15 protein-coding genes and 1 tRNA gene are annotated in these 18,408 nt (G+C 60.1%); 6 read left to right on the top strand and 10 right to left on the bottom strand.

Annotated features, from left to right (window positions below; genetic code table 11):
• Positions 1–13: 13 nt before the first annotated feature.
• The 6 genes from NXS98_RS08010 to NXS98_RS07980 form a co-directional block, all read right to left on the bottom strand.
• On the bottom strand, positions 14–616 hold the full coding sequence (locus NXS98_RS08010; RefSeq protein WP_283847961.1) for a PAS domain-containing protein: 603 nt from the start codon (positions 614–616) through the stop codon (positions 14–16).
• On the bottom strand, positions 613–1,002 hold the full coding sequence (locus NXS98_RS08005; protein WP_283847960.1) for an acyl-CoA thioesterase: 390 nt from the start codon (positions 1,000–1,002) through the stop codon (positions 613–615). Before NXS98_RS08005 ends, NXS98_RS08010 begins: the two co-directional genes overlap by 4 nt.
• A gap of 410 nt (positions 1,003–1,412) precedes the next feature.
• Positions 1,413–1,487, bottom strand: a tRNA-Thr gene (locus NXS98_RS07995).
• A 146-nt stretch (positions 1,488–1,633) separates the two neighbouring features.
• The gene (locus tag NXS98_RS07990) at positions 1,634–1,981 is read right to left on the bottom strand and encodes a competence type IV pilus major pilin ComGC (RefSeq protein WP_283847959.1); all 348 of its coding nucleotides are present in this window, start codon (positions 1,979–1,981) and stop codon (positions 1,634–1,636) included.
• A 341-nt stretch (positions 1,982–2,322) separates the two neighbouring features.
• Positions 2,323–2,670, bottom strand: coding sequence for a competence type IV pilus major pilin ComGC (locus NXS98_RS07985; RefSeq protein WP_283847958.1), 348 nt, complete (start codon positions 2,668–2,670; stop codon positions 2,323–2,325).
• Positions 2,671–3,097: 427 nt separating this feature from the next.
• Entirely contained in the window at positions 3,098–4,147 is a 1,050-nt protein-coding gene (locus NXS98_RS07980; protein WP_283847956.1) for a carbohydrate kinase family protein, read from the bottom strand.
• A gap of 281 nt (positions 4,148–4,428) precedes the next feature.
• Between NXS98_RS07980 and NXS98_RS07975 the strand changes: the two genes are divergently transcribed.
• A complete protein-coding gene (locus NXS98_RS07975; protein ID WP_283847954.1) occupies positions 4,429–7,875 on the top strand; it encodes a glycosyl hydrolase in 3,447 nt (1,148 codons plus the stop codon).
• An 8-nt stretch (positions 7,876–7,883) separates the two neighbouring features.
• On the opposite strand, the gene NXS98_RS07970 is transcribed toward NXS98_RS07975, so the two are convergent.
• Positions 7,884–8,120 (bottom strand): thioredoxin family protein, encoded by a 237-nt coding sequence (locus NXS98_RS07970; protein WP_283847953.1) that lies wholly within the window; start codon positions 8,118–8,120, stop codon positions 7,884–7,886.
• A 166-nt stretch (positions 8,121–8,286) separates the two neighbouring features.
• On the opposite strand from NXS98_RS07970, the gene NXS98_RS07965 reads away from it, so the two are divergent.
• From NXS98_RS07965 to glnA, 4 genes are all read left to right on the top strand, one after another.
• On the top strand, positions 8,287–8,661 hold the full coding sequence (locus tag NXS98_RS07965) for a winged helix-turn-helix transcriptional regulator (RefSeq protein ID WP_283847952.1): 375 nt from the start codon (positions 8,287–8,289) through the stop codon (positions 8,659–8,661).
• Between the two features lie 462 nt (positions 8,662–9,123).
• Positions 9,124–9,462, top strand: a complete 339-nt coding sequence (locus tag NXS98_RS07960) for a P-II family nitrogen regulator (RefSeq protein WP_283847951.1) — start codon at positions 9,124–9,126, stop codon at positions 9,460–9,462.
• 69 nt (positions 9,463–9,531) lie between these two features.
• Positions 9,532–10,959 (top strand): ammonium transporter, encoded by a 1,428-nt coding sequence (locus NXS98_RS07955; RefSeq protein ID WP_283847950.1) that lies wholly within the window; start codon positions 9,532–9,534, stop codon positions 10,957–10,959.
• 97 nt (positions 10,960–11,056) lie between these two features.
• Positions 11,057–12,475 (top strand): type I glutamate--ammonia ligase, encoded by a 1,419-nt coding sequence (gene glnA, locus NXS98_RS07950; RefSeq protein WP_283847949.1) that lies wholly within the window; start codon positions 11,057–11,059, stop codon positions 12,473–12,475.
• 222 nt (positions 12,476–12,697) lie between these two features.
• Here the strand turns inward: glnA and NXS98_RS07945 are convergent, their stop codons facing one another.
• Entirely contained in the window at positions 12,698–13,636 is a 939-nt protein-coding gene (locus NXS98_RS07945) for a sugar phosphate isomerase/epimerase family protein (protein ID WP_283847948.1), read from the bottom strand.
• The gene (locus NXS98_RS07940; RefSeq protein WP_283847947.1) at positions 13,633–15,915 is read right to left on the bottom strand and encodes a glycoside hydrolase family 127 protein; all 2,283 of its coding nucleotides are present in this window, start codon (positions 15,913–15,915) and stop codon (positions 13,633–13,635) included. Before NXS98_RS07940 ends, NXS98_RS07945 begins: the two co-directional genes overlap by 4 nt.
• Positions 15,916–16,138: 223 nt before the next feature.
• Between NXS98_RS07940 and NXS98_RS07935 the strand changes: the two genes are divergently transcribed.
• Positions 16,139–17,152 (top strand): uroporphyrinogen decarboxylase family protein, encoded by a 1,014-nt coding sequence (locus NXS98_RS07935; RefSeq protein ID WP_283847946.1) that lies wholly within the window; start codon positions 16,139–16,141, stop codon positions 17,150–17,152.
• Positions 17,153–17,208: 56 nt separating this feature from the next.
• On the opposite strand, the gene NXS98_RS07930 is transcribed toward NXS98_RS07935, so the two are convergent.
• Positions 17,209–17,931 (bottom strand): Spy/CpxP family protein refolding chaperone, encoded by a 723-nt coding sequence (locus tag NXS98_RS07930; protein WP_283847945.1) that lies wholly within the window; start codon positions 17,929–17,931, stop codon positions 17,209–17,211.
• Positions 17,932–18,408 lie beyond the last annotated feature (477 nt).

Genomic DNA, 18,408 nt, shown 5'->3' with positions numbered 1-18,408 from the left:
CCGCGGTTCGGCATCAGGCATTGGGCGGCAGCTCGCGGTTCAATTTCTCCAACTCCTTGCGGGTGCACTCGGGGCAGAGACCATGAGAGAAACGCAGGTCCCAGTGGCGGTTGAAGTAGGATTCGACGCTGCGCCAGTATTCGTCATCATCGCGCACTTTGCGGCAATTCATGCAAATGGGGACGATGCGTTGCAGTTCGGTTAATTGAGATATGTCTTCGAGCACCAGCAACACCAGGCGGTGGTGCTCATAATCAAACGGAGTGGCGGTGACCAGGCAGTAGAATTGCCGGGGTTGGGCGCCGTTTTCCAACTGCAGATGGGCGCGGCGCCGCACCACGCGGTTGCCGGCATAGGCTTCTTTGACACTTTGGCGGATGAGGCAATGGCGGCATTCTTCTCCCCGCCCGCAACCCGCAGGGGAATCTTTGGCGTGCAGGCAACGCAGCACTTCACCGCCGCGGCGGCGCAAGATGCTTTCGCGCGGCTGTTGCAGCAATGCGGCGGCCGCCTGGTTGCATTCAATCAAGTGAAGATCGTCGTCCACGACAAAGAGGAGCGCCGGGACGGCATCCAGCATGGTACGGAACAAATCCTGGCTGATGGTGAAGTTCATGGGTTGACTTCGGTGAGGGGGACGGCTGGCTGAACCTCTGGTGGTGGGAGGGGTGCTTTGTGGCCGTCCTGCACGTTAACCATTACGGCAAAGGTGCGGAAGACCTCGTGATGTTGGCGGGCATTGATTGCCCAGACGTTGATTTTGCAAGACGTGTGCCCCACGTTTTCCACCTCGCTGTAAATCTTGATGATGTCCCCCAGGAGGACGGGAGACTTGAAATCGAACTGGCCAAAGAGTTTGGTGACAAAATTGGCACCCGGAAAGGCGAGCGAGGCGGCGCTGTAAGCCATTTCATCCGCCCACTTCATCATGTACCCGCCGAACAAATGGCCGGCGTGATTGAGGAACTCGGGGCGGATGACGAGGGTTTTTTCGTGCCGCATGAGTGTTTACTAGCACAATTTGCGGTGCAAGCCAACCCAATCCGAGTCCTTTCAGCGCAGCAACCGGCCTTGGTTCGGTCAGGGAAATGCCGATTTCCGCCGTGCTCATGGCGCTTGCCAGGGTAATCATCATGCGGTTCCCGAGCGCGAGCTGGCGTTGGTATTCCTTGGCGGCATCCACCAGCGTCGCGGCAGTGAAGTGCCGATAGTGAACTTCCATGGATCGGCTTACTGGTCCTGGGGCGGAGGTTTTTTCGGAGGGTGGACGTTTTCTATAAACATTTCGTCCCTACGGGACGGACTGGCCCGAAGTCCAATCATCGGCCTGGGACGGTCGCGCCTAGGATTTGATTAATCCAACTTCGCCGCGGCACATGGGGTGGAGAGTGAATTCAATGGAATGGGCAAACTGGAGCCAGTGGTCGGGATCGAACCGACGACCGACGGTTTACGAAACCGTTGCTCTGCCGCTGAGCTACACTGGCACGCGAAAATGCGCGGATAAGTAATACCCTGGCTGGGGAGTCTGTCAACTCTGGGATGCGATGAAGTGATGGCGGGGGGAGAGGCATGCCTGAAAGAAAAAGCCCGGAGGGGTGAGCCTCCGGGCTGTGAAGATTAACACTGCGCCTTAGGGCAGGGTGTGGTCAGTCACGCTGCAGGTGGGCTTGGTCTGCATGTCGCCGATGGTGTAGGTGCCGTTGGCGGGGCAGGTGGGTTTCTGTTTGATGTACTTGCCATCGCCAAACAGGTCGCCATCACCCGGGGTGTCGGTGCCCTTCTTGCCGTTTTCGAGGGCCCACTGTTCCTTGGCGCCGTCAATCTGACGGAGGTTGTTGACGCACGCATTCTTTTGCGCGGTGGTGCGGGCTTTCACGAAGTTGGGAATGGCGATCGCAGCGAGCAGGCCGATGATGGCCACCACGATCATGATTTCCACCAGCGTGAAGCCGGATTTACGATTACGGTTGATACGCATAGTTTTTGGGTCTTGACTGATGTTTTAGTTGTTCTTGCCTGCGGCGTGAGCCATCACCCATGGCCCCTTATTAATATGCCGGTTGTTGCTCACTTATTGCCATAGGCGAGCCGCATTGAATAGAATAGCACCATTCATGCCATGCTCCAATGATTTTTCACAATTTAGGATGGAATTTCTTTTTTCTGATGGTTTGAGGAAATAGGGTGGCCAAGAACCCCAAGGGATGCAACGCCTGGGCAATGGCGGCTGTGTGGTCCCGGTGCTTGTGGCTAGTTTTCGCATCAAAGCAAAAAGCCCGGAGGGGTGAGCCTCCGGGCGGTGAAGATTAACACTGCGCCTTAGGGCAGGGTGTGGTCAGTCACGCTGCATTTGGGCTTGGTTTGCATGTCACCGATGGTGTAGGTGCCGTTGGCGGGGCAGGTGGGTTTCTGTTTGATGTACTTGCCATCGCCAAACAGGTCGCCATCACCCGGGGTATCGGTGCCCTTCTTGCCGTTTTCGAGGGCCCACTGTTCCTTGGCGCCGTCAATCTGACGGAGGTTGTTGACGCACGCATTCTTTTGCGCGGTGGTGCGGGCTTTCACGAAGTTGGGAATGGCGATCGCAGCGAGCAGGCCGATGATGGCCACCACGATCATGATTTCCACCAGCGTGAAGCCGGATTTACGATTACGGTTGATACGCATATGCTGTCCTTTGGTTGGTTTGATGGTTGTTGTTACTTACTGTTGCGCGGCGTGAACAACAGCATATGGCCCATATAATGATGACACTTTCTGTTCACTTATTGCCATATGCTAACCGCACGCCTGATAAGAGCAGACACCGTGCCAACTTGCAAGCGCGAAAAAATCAATTGTCTTCCACCCGGCCTTCCCATACTGCCATTTGGCCTTGGGGGCGCTTCCCCATGTTAGCTTATTGTGGTACAGCTTGTTTTGGAGGAGTCTTGAGTTTGAGAAAAAGGATGTTCTTTTTTCGTAAAAATGAGATTGCAACCGCAATTTTTTCTTAAAATTGAAAAAAGCAAAAGGGTGGTTTGTACCGGCATGTCTTGTTTTTAAATGGCTGTCCAAAGACAAGGCACTGCGATGGCTTTGAGCTGCGGGCCTTTTAATCTTCTGATACCAGCGGGGGACGGAAACCAAATTTTTTGGCGAGCGCCAGGCAGCTTTGCAGCGATTTCATTCCTGCGGTGCAGGTGGCATGGGAAAGGGACATGGCGGCGACGCACACGCCGGCCAGGAGGCAGCGCTGCAATTCCCACCCTTCATGGAGGCCGAGGAGGACACCGGCGCAGAAGGCATCGCCCGCGCCAGCGGAGCCGGCAATGTATTTGTCCGGCAGTTTCAGGCTGGATTGCCAGACATCCTCGCCGCGGCGGGTGCGGGCGAAGCAGCCTTCAGGGAAGTGTATCACCACCAGCTCGCGCACGCCCTGCTGCAGCAGCGTGCCGGCGGTGTGGCGAAGGGCCACGGTGTCAATCTGGCCTTCGGGGGTGCGCGGTTTGAAGCCAGCGGTGCGGCCGGCTTCGATTTCATTGAGGATGCAGTAATCCACGTGTTTGAGGGCTGGGGTGACGATGGCGCTGAAGCGGTCGCTGTCTTCGCTGACCACGTCCACGCAAGTTTTGAGGCCGGCGGCCTGGGCTTCGGCCAGAAGGCGGGCGGCCTTGGTGCCGTACTTGGTGTCGGGCTGGTCGAGTTTATCGAGCAATAGCAGGTAGCCGAGGTGGAAGATGCGGGCTTTGGTTTTGGAAAAATCCAATCCTTTGGCATCCCAGAGGGCATTGGCACCGCGTTGATGGAAGAAAGTGCGACGGCCATTGGCCTGCTCGGTCATGACATCGGTGAAGGAAGTGGGCGCGGCGGGCGTGGCGGCAAGGAAGCGGGTATCAATGTTATGGGCTTTGCAATCCGCGAAGATGGCCTCGCCCAAGGCATCTTTGCCTACCAGGCCGGCGCCGGCGAGGGGAAAATCCACGCCCAGTTTGGCCAGGTCCACCAGCACATTATAAGGTGCGCCGCCGGTGCCCTGGTATTGGTCGAGGATGTTGCCCAGATGCTCAGGTTGAGGATAGGCGTCAATGATTTTAACCTGGTCAATAATCCAATTTCCGCCGGCCAGCAGGCCGCACCGAGTTGTGCCAGAGGTTTTTGCCATAAATTGCTTATCCCCCGTTCGACCAGGCACTTGGGCTGGCGAACGGGAACACGGGTTGGTTTACGGTGAGCTTATTAAACCGAAAATAGGCGGGGTCGCAAGCCGAAATTTCAGCAGGAGCGCCCTTTCAGAGCCGTTAGGGCACGCCGCAAAGTTGGTTTTTTCGCGCCAGAGACTTGCTTGTCAAGGCGGGGCAGCCTTGATAATCACAAGGAGCGTTCACCATGATTAGTCATTTCATCCGTCAAGCGCTCTGGGGAGGTTGTTTTTGCCTTGCTCTTGTGTCGTCATGGGCTGCGGACCTGGCGCGAGAATTCCGCCAGCCTCCGCTCTCGGCCAGACCGTGGGTGTATTGGTTTTTCATCAACGGCAACATCACGCGCGAGGGCATCACGGCCGATTTAGGCGCCATGAAGGCAGCCGGCATCGGGGGCGTGATATTGATGGAGGTGGATGTGGGCGTGCCCGCGGGGCCAGTGCATTTCATGGGGCCGGAGTGGCGAGCGCTGTTCAAACATGCCGTGCAGGAGGCCGAGAGGCTGGGATTGGAGATGGCGGTGAATGTGGGGCCGGGGTGGACCGGCAGCGGAGGGCCGTGGGTGCCGGTCGAGCAGTCCATGCAACACGTGGTGGTGGCGGAAACCAATCTCGTGGGCGGTCAGCGTTTCGAGGGCCGCCTGCCCCTGCCTGCGCCGCACCCGCCGGTGTTTGGGTATTTACCCAGAGAGCTGGAGCAGGCGCGGGCCAATTATTACCGCGATTTGGCGGTGCTGGCGGTGCCCGCGGAGACGCCGTGCGGCCTACAAGAGGAGCTGGCAGAAAAAGCGTTGTATGTGCGCATGCCTTTCTCCTCGCAACCAGGCGTCAAACCCTACCTGGCAGGGACCTTCGCCAGCGAGGAGAAAGGGTTGCCCGCCGGGCAGGTGGTGGATTTAACCACGAAATTGCTGGAGGACGGCCGGCTGGTTTGGGACGCGCCGCCCGGGCGTTGGCGGGTGCTGCGGTTTGGCCTGCGCACCACGGGCGCCAACACGCGGCCGGCCCCGCCGCCGGGCATTGGTTTTGAGTGCGACAAGTTTGAGCGCACGGCGGTCAAGGCGCATTTCGATCATTTTGTCGGCGGGCTTTTGCGCGAGATTGGCCCGCGTCCCGTTAAACGCACTGCGGGTTGGACGATGCTGCATTTGGACAGTTGGGAGATGGGCGCGCAAAACGGCTCGGCCAACCTCCTGGCGGAGTTTCAAAAGCGGCGCGGCTACGATGCCCGCCCGTGGCTGCCGGTGCTGGCGGGGTGCCTCATCCAAAGCCGCAGAGACACGGAGCGTTTTCTGTGGGACTGGCGGCAGACGGCGCAGGAGTTGGTGGTGGAAAATTACGCCCTCTACACCCGGGAGCTGGGACGCGCCCACGGTTTTCAATTGTCCATTGAGCCGTATGACATGAATCCGTGCTCGGATTTGTCGCTCGGCGGGGTGGCCGATGTGCCCATGGGTGAGTTTTGGGCGGAAGGCTTGGGGTTCAATGCGGCTTACAGTTGTCTGGAGGCAGTATCCATCGGCCACACTCACGGGCGGCCGGTGGTGCCGGCCGAGGCCTTTACCTCCGAGGTGAAAGAGGGCTTTTCCCTGCATCCCGGCGCCATGAAGGCCCAGGCGGACTGGGCGTTTTGCCTGGGCATCAACCGCCTCGTGTTTCACCGGTTTGCGCATCAACCCTGGCCCAATTATGCGCCCGGCATGACGATGGGGCCTTATGGCGCGCATTACGAGCGCACGCAAACATGGTGGCCGCTGGCCGGTGCGTGGCATGAGTACCTGGCGCGTTGCCAGACCTTGCTGCAACGGGGACGGCCCGTGGCTGACATACTCTACCTGGCCCCGGAGGGGGCGCCGTTGGTCTGGCAACCGCCCCCCTCGGCATTGGGCGGCTCGGATTTTTTGCCAGAGCGCAAAGGCTACAATTTCGCCGGTTGCGCGCCGGAATTGTTATATGGCGCGCGCGTGCAAGGCGGCCGGTTGGTGTTGGCGAGCGGGGCCGAGTTCAAGGTGCTCGTATTGCCGGAGATGGGGGTTATGACGCCCCGCTTGTTGAGCAAGGTGCGGGAGCTGGTGCGGGCAGGGGCTACGGTCATGGGGCCGCCAGTGGAGACGTCACCCAGTTTAAGTCCGGATGCCCGCGATGAATTGTTGCGGGACATGGTGGAGGAATTGTGGGGCGCCCAACCCGTGCCCATGCAGGCGCGGCAGGTGGGCAAGGGAAAGGTGGTTTCCACCGATGGCCGGCGCTGGCGCGAGGCATATTCCAGAGCAACCCAAAAACCCGAGCCATGGCCGCAAACGGCCCGGTGGATTTGGCTGGCCGAGGGCGAGCCGCATAAGTCGGCGCCGCCGGGAGCCTGCCGTTTTCAACGCAGCTTTGTCCTGTCGGAAGGCGCCGTGGTCACCCAGGCTTGGTTGCGGATAACCGCTGATAATTCTTTTGTGGCGCGGCTCAACGGGCAGGCGGTGGGCCGTGGTGACAATTTTAATCTCATGTATGAGTTTTCCGTGGAGTCGGCCTTGCGCGCGGGCGCCAATATTCTGGAAGTGACGGCGGAGAATGCCGGAGATGCGCCCAATCCCGCCGGGTTGCTGGCTGTTTTGCAGATGCGTTTCAGCAACGGGGAGGTGCGTCTGATTGTCACAGATGAACAATGGCAGGCTGTCGCAGGCCTTACACCAAGCGAACCGATGCGGCCCGCATTGGCGCTTGGCCCGCCGGGCATGGCTCCGTGGTCCAAGGCGGGGCAGCAACGGGCGGCCAGTGCCCTTCCCAGTCTGTACGGGGATTTTACGCAGGTGGCCCAGGTATTGCGCGGCATGGGGGTCCCTCCTGATTTTGAGGCAGATGCCCCCTTGCGCTACACCCACCGGCAGATGCCGGGGGTGGATATTTACTTTGTGGCCAACCCGGCACGTAACGCAGTCACCGCCCGTTGCTGGTTTCGCGTGTCCGGCCGGCGCCCGGAGCGGTGGGACCCCAAAACCGGCGTGCAACACAGGCTCACCGATTATCGCGAGGAAGCGGGCCGCACAACATTGACGCTGGCCTTGGGCCCGGAGGAGTCATGCTTCATCGTCTGGCAAAAATCCTGGACGGCGCCGCGGACGGCCGGCTCGGCAGGCGCGGGCCGACCGGCGTTGGCCATCGAGATTGGCGGGCCGTGGCTGGTGCGGTTTCAACCGGGGCGCGGGGCGCCGGAGTCGGTGACGCTGGAGAAACTCATGGATTTATCACAACACCCCGAGGCTGGCATCCGTTTTTACAGCGGCCTGGCCACGTACCAAACCACCGTGCACTGGCAGCCCCCTTGGGCGGGTGCCCGGGCCACGCTGGACTTGGGCCGGGTGGCCGTGATGGCGCGAGTGCGAGTGAATGGACGCGAGGCCGGCGTGGCATGGCATGAGCCGTGCGTGGTGGAACTCACGCCGGCGCTCCAGCGGGGGGAAAACCGCATTGAAATTGAAGTCGCCAACCTATGGGTGAACCGCCTGATTGGGGACGAGCATCTGCCGCCGGACGCTGAGTGGAACCGCAACGGCAGCCTCAAATCCTGGCCGGAATGGGTCCGGCAAGGACAGCCCAGCCCCAGCGGACGGGTGGCTTTTGCCACATGGCGGCATTGGAGCAAGGACTCTCCCCTGCCACCCTCCGGCCTGCTGGGGCCGGTTACCTTGCGGGTGCAATGACGGGGCACTCAGCGCAATGCGCTGAGACTGGCGCCAAAGTTGATGTGGTAAGCCTGGCCATGGAGGACCAGCGCCGGAACCGATTTCACCCCGGCGCGTTCCGCTTCGGCCAAACGGGACTTGTCATGACCGAGGTGGACAATTTCCACCTCGAAACGCTGGGGGTCCAGGGCGGCGGCAAGGTTTTGCTCGGCGGCCACGCAAACCGGGCAGCCGGCGTGATAGAACAGGGCTTTGGTTTTCATGGTTTAATGCAGCAAACGTTTGTGGTGTTCTTCGAGGAATGATCACCCGATCATTCGCCGTTAATAGAATGCCGGCCTTACAGCCGCACAAGAGGGCGCAAAATGGTGAGGGGTTACCTTTTGGTTAGCTCCTTGGCAGCCGGCGAAATTATGGCAATTTTATTTTATGACCACCGCCACATCAGCCAAAGCCCGCTACCTGTCCCTGCCTGAGCGCCGTAATTATCGCCGCTTGGAGGACGTGGTGGGCTGCAAATGGTCTGCCGCCGTTTTGGCCGCCATAGGGCGGGGAGTCTGTCGTCCCGGCCAGCTTGAGCGATTCATTCCCGGCATATCCACCAAAGTGTTGAATGAACGTTTGCGCAAGCTTCTGAATTACGGGTTGATTACCCGCCAGGAGCATCCCGGCAAAGTGATGCGGGTGGAATACCATTTGACCTCCACCGGCCGGCGGCTGGTGAACATCATTGAGCAATTGCAGGAATTGGACGAGGAGCACAACAGCAGGCGCGCCGACGAGCCTGAGCTTTCCGGTAGATAAAATGTAGCTGGGTACGTTTCCACCTCTTGGAAGAACGCCACGGCAGGGGACGGCGCATCGCTTAGTACATATTTCGGACGTTGATTGAAAGAGTGCATTTCAGATGATGCCACCGTCTATCACTCCTTTCTGCGTGGCCAGGGGCGGGCCGTCTTGAGATAATTCAAATCAAGTTCAAACCTCGACCTGCTGCCCAATAAAAAGCAGTGTGGTCAAAAATAGCCAGTCGGCAGTTGGTTTGCTTAGAGTTTGTATCTCATTCAGCAATAATAACTTACAAATGTATTTTCTGGCTTGTTCTTCCTTGGCATCCGGGGTGCTTAAGGGCAGCGCTCGTTGGACGGGAGTCCGCTGGGCGCGGACGAGGGCGAGACAATCAGCCAGCCATCCATAGGGCTTGGATGGCTTGGACAGTTGGTGAGACGCAAAAAAGCAATCAACGCGGTAAACGCATAGGCGAACATGAAAAAAATCGAAGCCATCATCAAACCGTTCAAATTGGACGATGTCAAAGATGCCTTGAGTGACCTGGGCATCGAGGGCATGACAGTCACGGAGGTCAAGGGATTCGGCAGGCAGAAGGGTCACACGGAAATCTACCGTGGCAGCGAGTACACGGTGGACTTCCTTCCCAAAATCAAGGTGGAGGTGGTTGTGGCGGATGCGCAGTGCGAGGCAGCGGTGGGGGCGATTTTGAAGTCGGCCAAGACGGGCAAGATTGGCGACGGCAAAATCTTCATCACCACCATAGACGAGGCCATCCGGATTCGGACGGAGGAGCGGGGACAGCAGGCGGTGTGAACGGCGGCGAGATGGCGGCAAGGACGAAGCAATGAACCGAAATTACGAACCCATTTTTGAACCGAAAATATGAAAAAGATTTTTCTTGTGCTGAGCTTGTTGGGCTGGCTGACGCTGGGCGGCGTCGTGACGGCGGCCGGGGCAGACGCGCCCGCGAAGCCGGAGCGTTCTTTGGCGGAGCGCATTGAAGATTTGGAGGCTTACATGAACAACGTGGCGCGTGGTGGCAACACCAACGCCCCCTCCAAAATCCCCGGCCCCGGACCGGGCCACAACGCGTGGCAGATGACTTCGACGGCGCTGGTGTTGTTCATGACGTTGCCGGGGCTGGCCTTGTTTTATGGCGGTTTGGTGCGGCGCAAGAACGTGCTGTCCGTCATGGCTCAATGTTTGGGCATTGCCGGCATGTCCACGGTGCTGTGGTACATTTGTGGTTACAGCCTGGCCTTTGCGCCCGGCAACCCTTTCCTGGGCGGCTTTGATTTCCTGTTTCTCAAGGGCGTCAATGGCGGGGAGGTGGGGCAAGGGAGCAACTGGATTAGCAACAACGTTTGGGCCATGTTTCAGCTCACCTTTGCAATCATCACCCCGGCCCTGATTGTGGGCGCCATTGCCGAACGCATGAAGTTTTCCGCGCTGATGTTGTTCATGCTGGGCTGGATGTTTCTGGTGTATTACCCGCTGGCGCACATGGTGTGGGCGGCGGACGGCTTGATGTGCGGGCCGCTGAATCCCAATGCAAAAATCAAGGCGCTGGACTTTGCCGGCGGCACGGTGGTGCACATGTCGTCCGGGTGGTCCGCGCTGGTGCTGTGCCTGATTCTGGGCAAGCGGCTGGGATTCCCGAAGGAGCCCATGCCGCCGCACAGCATGGTGCTGACGATGATTGGCACGGGCATGCTGTGGGTGGGCTGGTATGGGTTTAACGCTGGCAGCGCGCTGGCCGCGGATGGCATTGCTGCCAATGCCTTCACCACCACCACGCTGGCGGCGGCCACGGGCGGTTTTGTGTGGGGCATGGCGGAATACGCGCTCAAGGGCAAGCCGAGCGTGCTGGGCTTCTGCTCCGGTATCGTGGCCGGCCTGGTGGTGATTACCCCGGCAGCGGGTTTTGTGACCGCTACTGGCGCCATGATTATTGGCGTGGTCGCGGGCATTGTGCCCTTCCTGGCCTGCTGGAAACTGAAGTCCTGGCTGGGTTATGACGATTCGCTGGACACCTTTGGCGTGCACGGCGTCGGCGGCACGCTGGGCGCGCTGATGACCGGCATCCTGGCCACTCCGGAGGCCAACCCGGTGGTGGAGTCGGTGAAGGATGGGTTGCTTTTCGCCCAAATCAAAGCTATCGTCGTGACCTTGGTGCTCTCCATCGTGGCGACCGCCATCCTGGCCTACATCATCAAGGCTGTGATGGGCTTGCGGCACAGCCCGGAGGCGGAGACGGTGGGTCTGGATTTGACCGACCACGGCGAAGAGGGCTACTACGGCCGGAGCTAAACAACCAACAATTTCGGCGCTGCGCCGGGATGGCGACATCACGGCGCAGCGCCCTAAAACCAACACAAAAAGCAGTTAATCCTGAGACCAAAACCCTATGGCAAAAAACACCCCAAAAGGCGTTATCGAAATGGCCAAGAAGGCCGGCGCCAAGATGTTTGACATCAAGTTCTGCGACACGTTTGGCTCCTGGCAGCACTTTAGCTGCCCGATTGCCGAGTTGTCGGAAGAGATCTTCACGGAGGGACTGGGCTTTGATGGCTCGTCCATTCGTGGCTGGAAATCCATTGAGGCGTCCGACATGCTGGCCATGCCGGATCCCGATACCGCCTTCATTGATCCGTTCATGGAAGTGCCCACGCTGTCGCTGACGGCGACCATAGCGGAAACCGGCACCAAGGAGCCGTATGGCCGCGATCCGCGGGGCATTGCGCAGAAGGCCGAAAAATACCTGGCCAGCACGGGCGTGGGCGATGCCGCCTACTTTGGGCCGGAAGCGGAGTTCTTTGTCTTCGACAATGTGCAGTACGAGGTGAAGACCAACGCGGCTTTTCACAGCATTGACTCGATTGAAGGCATCTGGAACAGCGGTCGGGAGGAGATGCCCAACCTGGGTTACAAAATCCGGCACAAGGAAGGTTACTTCCCCGTGGCGCCGGCGGACACGCAGCAGGACCTGCGCACGGAGATGACCCTGTTGATGGAGCAGCTTGGCGTGACCATTGAGCGCCAGCACCACGAGGTGGCCACGGCGGGCCAGGCGGAAATTGACATCCGCTTTGACACGCTGGTGAGCTGCGCCGACAAGATGATGATTTACAAATACGTGGTGAAAAACGTGGCCAAGAAGCACGGCAAGACGGCCACCTTCATGCCCAAGCCCCTGTTTGGCGACAACGGCTCCGGCATGCACACCCACATCAGCGTGTGGAAGAAGGGCAAGCCGTTGTTTGCGGGCAACGCGTACGCCGGCCTCAGCCCGCTGGCGTTGAACTTCATTGGCGGCATCCTCAAGCATGCCAAGGCGTTGTGCGCCATTTGCAGCCCCACCACCAACTCCTACAAACGGCTGGTGCCGGGCTATGAAGCCCCGGTGAACCTGGCGTACAGCGCGCGCAACCGCTCGGCGGCCATTCGCATCCCCACCTACAGCGAGAATCCGAAGGCCAAGCGCATTGAGTATCGCCCGCCGGATCCCTCGGCCAACGTGTACCTGAGCAACGCGGCCCTGCTCATGGCGGGCCTGGACGGCGTGCTCAACAAGATTGACCCCGGTGAGCCGATGGACAAGAACCTGTACGAGCTGCCGCCCGAGGAACATGCCAAGATTCCGCAGGTGCCCAGCAGCCTCGGCGAGGCGCTGGATTACCTGGAGAAGGACTACGAATTCCTGCTCAAGGGTGACGTCTTCACCCTCGACTTCATCGAGACTTGGATTGCCGCCAAACGGAAGGAGCATGACGCCATCCGGCTGCGGCCGCATCCGTACGAATTCTTCCTGTATTACGATGTGTAATTGGGAGGAACCGAAATGACCCGGAGCGCGGGCGCTTGCCAGCAGCGCCCGCCTCCGGTCAGGTTCCCGCAGGGGGCGGTTGGATTTAGCCGGGTGCTTGCAGCCATGCGCGGCAGTGAACCGCGGTGATTCGCTCGGGGTGACGAATCCGCTTGACCCGCTGCCGATGCTCGAAGGCCCGCAGGCATCCCGGCTCAATCCAGCCGCCCGTTGTTTTGGAGGTTACGAACGCGGCGGCACGCCTGCCGCCAGCCCTTCCACGAAAGCGCGCGCCTTTTTCGCCTCGGCCACAATAAAGCGGGCATCCTGCCCGTTGCCGCGCGCCAGACACTCAATTACCAGCGGCCCGGCGGTGAACCCGCCCCGCTGCAAACGGCGCATCACTTCCGGAAAGTTGACCCGGCCGGTGCCCGGCGTCAGCATGACTTCTTTGGGGGGCAGGAAATCTTTGACGCTCATGCCAGCCACCAGTCCGTTCACGGTACCGGCATCTTCCACCGGGTCCAGCTTGCCGTCCGAATAATAAAAAATATTCCCCGGGTCGTACCAGAGGCGGAAACGGCGGTGCCCGACCGATTCGATGATTTTACGGCACTCCGGCCCGGTGGCATTCAAGCCGCCATGCGGTTTGATGGTGAGGGTCACCTGCTTTTGCTCGGCATAAGGACAGACTTCCCGCACGGCCTGGTAATAGGCGGGAAAGACCTTGGCATCGCCGGTGCCGCCGAGGAGCAGATGAGGGCAGCCGCAGGTCACGCAATAATCCACCAACCGCTTGAGGCCGGCCACACCCGCGGCCACGGATTGCTCGGCGCGAAAGTCGCCGCCATAAATGGAAATGACCTTCAACCCGCGCGCCTTGACCGCGGCGGCCACCGCGGCCACTTCTTCGGGGGTGGAGTCCACGTGCACCACCAGCGAGGGCCGGCCGCGCGCAGTCATCAGACCCACGTACTGAAAGCCTGCCTCGGCAATGCCATCCAACGCGACGCGATAATCCAGTTGGTCCCAAGGGCGTGTGTAGCAACCGATCAGGTAGCGCGCGGGGCGCGTGGTGGCTGAAGTAGCGCACGATGGCGCAAGGGTCAGCGCCGCGGCAGCCGCGGCGGCGCGTTGCAGCCAGGCGCGTCGGGAAGCAACGTGAGGTGAGAGACTCTTCATTTTTCAAACACCTGCAGCTCCGCACAGGAGCTGAACGCTTGTTTGGGGTTGTCACCGCAGGCGGGTTTGCCCACCACGCGGACGCCCACTGCTTGAACCGGCGCAGGCAGTTGGAGGCTGAAAGTTTGGCCGGGTTTCAAGCCGCGGTTGTCGGTGGCCGTGGTGGCAGGGTAGGTTTCCCACACCGCCAAATCCTCCCATGGCCCATTGGTCGTGCGCTGGATTTGCAGGCGAGGCTTGCCGGCACTGGCGTCAAACCAGCCGCCATCGTGGAAGTTTTGTCCGTGCGCAAAAACTGCCCGGCTGAAGGTTACTGGTTTTTCCACCTGCACGGCAAACCAGTCTTCAGCCCTGGCTGTGCCGTCGAAGGTCACAACAAAAGTGCCCACATCCTCATCAGCAATGGAGCCGCTGACATTGCCGTTGCGGGAGCGGCTTTCGCGCGCGCCAGCCAGCAGGGAAACATTCTCCGGCAGGTCGGCGCCGGGAGCGCGCAACCAGACTTGAAAACGGCCGCCGGTGGCACCGGCGTTGGCGAAAGGCACCAAGACCGCTGGCCGCGGCTCTGGCTGGCGCAGGGACCTGACCTGCGCCACAAATTCCAGTGTTCCGGGACGGCGCTGGAGGCGGTCAATTGCCCAGCCCAGCAGGTTGGGCGACTCCATGCCGGGATTCAAGGCACTGTCAAAGGCTAGGACAAAGGGCCCATAAGTCATCGCGGCGCGGCCGGCGTTGCCGTGCTCACCAAGAATCATCTGTTGAGGCCGGGGCAGATAGTAAAGCGTAGAGGTTTCCTTATCCTGCCACACTCGTGGCATCAAGGGGAGCCATCCCGTATTTAAGGGCTTCACCTCCCACGGCGGAATGCGAAGAGTAAAACCGACGGTTACAGGTTTGGGGGTGGTCAGCCGCACCGTGAAACTGCTGCTGCTGTCGGGGTAGGAGTTCTGAAACTCCAAAGTGACGGTTTGGCCGTCCACCATGGTGGTGAGCCGGCCCGGCTCCAGGATGTTCACCACGATGCTTTCCCGTCCCTGCGCATCGCGGGTTTTGAAATAAGCGCACTGGGCAGCCAGCGCCATGCCGCGCGGGCCGCTGGAAACGCAGCAATTGATGCCGGGGCCGTAGGGCTTGGTGCCCTCCAACGAAGTGAAATAACACCATTGCGCTCCATCCGGCCGCTGCGCCGCCGCCAGGTGATTGTACAAAATGCGCTCCAGTTCATGCCCGTAAAGGGCATTCCCTTTGAGCCGCAGCATCTGCCACAAGAGTTGCACCCACGTGGTGCTGACGCAGGTTTCGCTCACGTGTGCGCCCATGCCATTGGGGAGGTAATGGTCATCGCGGAAATGCTCCCCCTGGCTCATGCCGCCGGTGATATAGAGCTTGGTGCTGACGATGTCCTGGATGGCCTTTTCGACGGGGATAAGTAACTCCGCCTCGCCGGTAGCACGGGCCAGCTCGCAAAGCCCCACCAGGTTGGAGAGCATCTCATACGCTTTGCCGTTGGCGGTTTTGTTGACTTTGCCTTCCTTGAGCAGCGCGGCGATGATTTTAGGGCCGTTGGGTTCATCCCATGAGCGCACGATATAGCGGGCAAACTCCAAATACTTGTCCTCGCCGGTGTGCCGATAGAGCAACACGATTGGCTCCAGCACACTGGTGGCCGCCATGCCCACATGCGTGCCGGCGGCCAGAATGCTCTTTTTGGCGGGGAAGGTGGCCAGCAACAAATCGGCCGCCTTGCGGCTGGCTTCCAGCGCGGCGGGGTTGCCGGTGTATTGGTAATAGGTGAGAAGGCCCATGAGGCAATATTTGTGAGACCACACGTCCCAATCGGCGCCGGGAAACAGGCCAAAACGTTTGTCCGGCGTGTAAGTGCCCAGGTACCCGTCCGCTTCCTGCGTTTTAATCAATTCAGCCGCGGCGTAATCCAGTTTGGCGCGCAAGCCTGCATCGCCGGTGTAGGCCCACGCCAGGGTGGCGGCGTGCATCCATTTGCCGATGTGTTCGCCAATCCAAGGATGGGAGCCGGGCTTCTGGCGGAAGCCGGCCAGTAACGGCTCCAAGTCCACTTTGGCCAGCCGGTTCAGGGCATTGGCGCGGATGCGCTCGCCCAGGAATCCCTCCAGCTTCACCTCCGCGGGGGAGAGCGGCTGGAATTGGTCGGGCAGGCGGTCCGGGGTTTTGAACGCTATCGGTTGGGGTAGGGCGGCCTTCACCAGGACGGCCGTACACAGGAAGAGGGCAACCCAACCGCGAGAATATAGATGGCTCATAAGCTCTAATATGAATGGGCGACCGTGCCGAAACTGCCGTGGCTTGCCGTTTTGGTCAAACCAAAAGCGGAATAGGGGGCTAATTTATACCGCAAGATTCGCGTGTCACAGGCACTCCAGCAAGGTGGCGCGGGTCCGCGCAGTGACAACCCACCGGCGCGGCTGTAATCAGCTTGGCGGCGGGGAGCGAGGGTGATTTAATGCGGGGGTCAATTCCTTTGTTATGAACAGCCGAGAACGAGTGCTTGCCCGGATCGCCGGCCAGCCGGTGGATCGTCTGCCTGTCATGCCCATTACCATGATGTTTGCCGGGGACCGCGCCGGCATACCGTATGGCGAATACTGCCGCGATTATCGCCGGCTGGTGGAGGCGCAGGTGCGGGTGGCCGAGGAGTTTGATTTTGATTACGTTTCGGCCATTTCGGACCCGGCGCGCGAAGCCGCCGATTGCGGCGCAAAAATCCAGTGGTTTCCCAACCAACCGCCGGCCCTTGTCGAAGAGGAGGCCCTGCTGGCCGATAAAACGACGCTGGCGCGGTTGCGCGTGCCCGACCCTCTGGGCGGTGGGCGCATGACCGACCGCGTGCAGGCGGTGGCGTTGCTGAAGGAAAAAACGGCAGGCGAAAAAATTGTGGAGGGCTGGGTGGAAGGGCCCATCGCGCAGGGAGCGGATTTGCGGGGCATCAACACCATCATGCTGGATTTTTTTGATGATGAGGCCTTCGTGCGAGATTTATTCGAGTTTATCCTGGAAATGGAGCTGCGGTTTGCGCGGGCGCAAATAGAGGCGGGCGCGGACCTCATCGGGGTGGGTGATGCGGCGGCCAGTTTGGTGGGGCCGCAGATTTATCAGGAGTTTGTCTGGCCCTACGAGAAGCGGCTGGTGGACGGCATTCATGCCGCGGGGGGGCGGGTGCGGTTGCACATTTGCGGGCGCACCAATCCGATTCTCAAAGGCATGGGCGCGTTGGGATGTGAGATTGTGGATTTGGATTATTTTGCGGACATGGCCCGAGCCCGCCAGGAGATGGGAGCGCAACAGGTTTTGCTGGGCAATCTGGAGCCGGTGGGGGTGGTGCGGAATCAAACCCCGGAAGCGATTCGGGCTGCGCTGTCGGCCTGCCATCAGGCGGCCGGCGAGCGTTACATTGCCGGGGCGGGATGCGAGATTGTGCGGGACACACCGCCGGAAAATGTCCGGGCCATAAGCGACTACGCCCGGGCATGCCGGGCGTAGTCTTGTGGCAGTAGGTTGGTGGGGGAGTGCCAACCTAGAAAAGGCTTGTAACTGATTTAGCGGGCTGGCCGGGGTTCCGTCGGCAGGCCGGGCGCGCCCTGGCCACCGTCGCGGTTGCCGCGGTTGCCACGGTCCCGGTTGCCGCGCTGGTCCTGACCGCCGCCCTGAGCGGCATCTGGCCGCCCACCCGGGCCGCCGCGGAATTGCATCGGGTCACGCCCACCCGGGCCGCCGAAACCACCGGCGGCGGGGTCCATTCCCGGAGGACCGCCGACCATCATCATGCCGCGGCCGCCGCCACCCCCAAAGCCGCCGCTCAGGAGCATCATGCTGAAGCGCGAGTCTTCCATTTGGGCGCGCTGCTCTTCACGCAGGGTGGGGGCTACGGTGTGCAGGGCCTGCGAGCGGAGCATCATGATTTCCGTTTGCAGCCGGGCCACGACTTCCGCTTTTTCGCGCACGGTTTTTTCGACGTATTCCTCGGCGATGACAGCCTTGATCAGCTCGCGTTGCGCCGCCTGCAGTTGTTCCTCCAGTTTGCGCAGGGCTTCCTGGTGTTTTTGCAGAGCTTCGTTGAAAACCTGGCGCTGCTGTTCATCCAAACCAAAGCCAAAACCACCACGGCCACCCATCATGGCCCGGTCAGGTGGCCCGCCCGGCCCGCCTTGGGGGCCCTGATTGGGGTCTTGATTAAATCTTCCACCGCGGCCGCCGCCGCCTGGTTGGGCAAAGAGGGAGCCGGCCAACACCACCGCCAGGCTGCCAAGGGCAACCGTCATTAGCTTCCGCTGAAGGATGGAGATACAACGTTTCATAAGTTTTATGCGTTTACAGGCGCTCTTTTTCCGGGTGGTTTGCCTGCCCTGCCGCCCGGTTGAATCCTCGTTCCATCTTCTCCCCGCTCTCGGGAACTGGATTCAAATGACCAGACGACAAGCGTAAAAGAAAGGTTACAGAGGCTTTCCAAGGGGTATCTTACAGGCCTAAAACCTAGGAAAGAGCCTCTGATTTGGGCCTTAGAGGCCATGCCAACCTCCCAAAAAATTATCCACAGAGAGGGGTCAAGGTTATTCACAAGCTCATAAGTTGCTTAACAGCAGCACGTTGCAATGATGAAGTGGTGAACAAGCTGGGGTGTAATTTTTTTGAAAATAATTATTTACACCACAAGATATAGTGTTATTCTTCTTTTCGCCCCACAACTAATGGGGCTTCCGAGCCCCCTAAAAGGGCTGGTTTGCCTCTGGCTGCAGGGC

The organism is Fontisphaera persica (assembly GCF_024832785.1).
Taxonomy (GTDB): Bacteria; Verrucomicrobiota; Verrucomicrobiia; order Limisphaerales; family Fontisphaeraceae; genus Fontisphaera; species Fontisphaera persica.
Note: the sequence above shows the minus strand (reverse complement) of the source record. Positions and strands in the feature narration are given on the sequence as shown.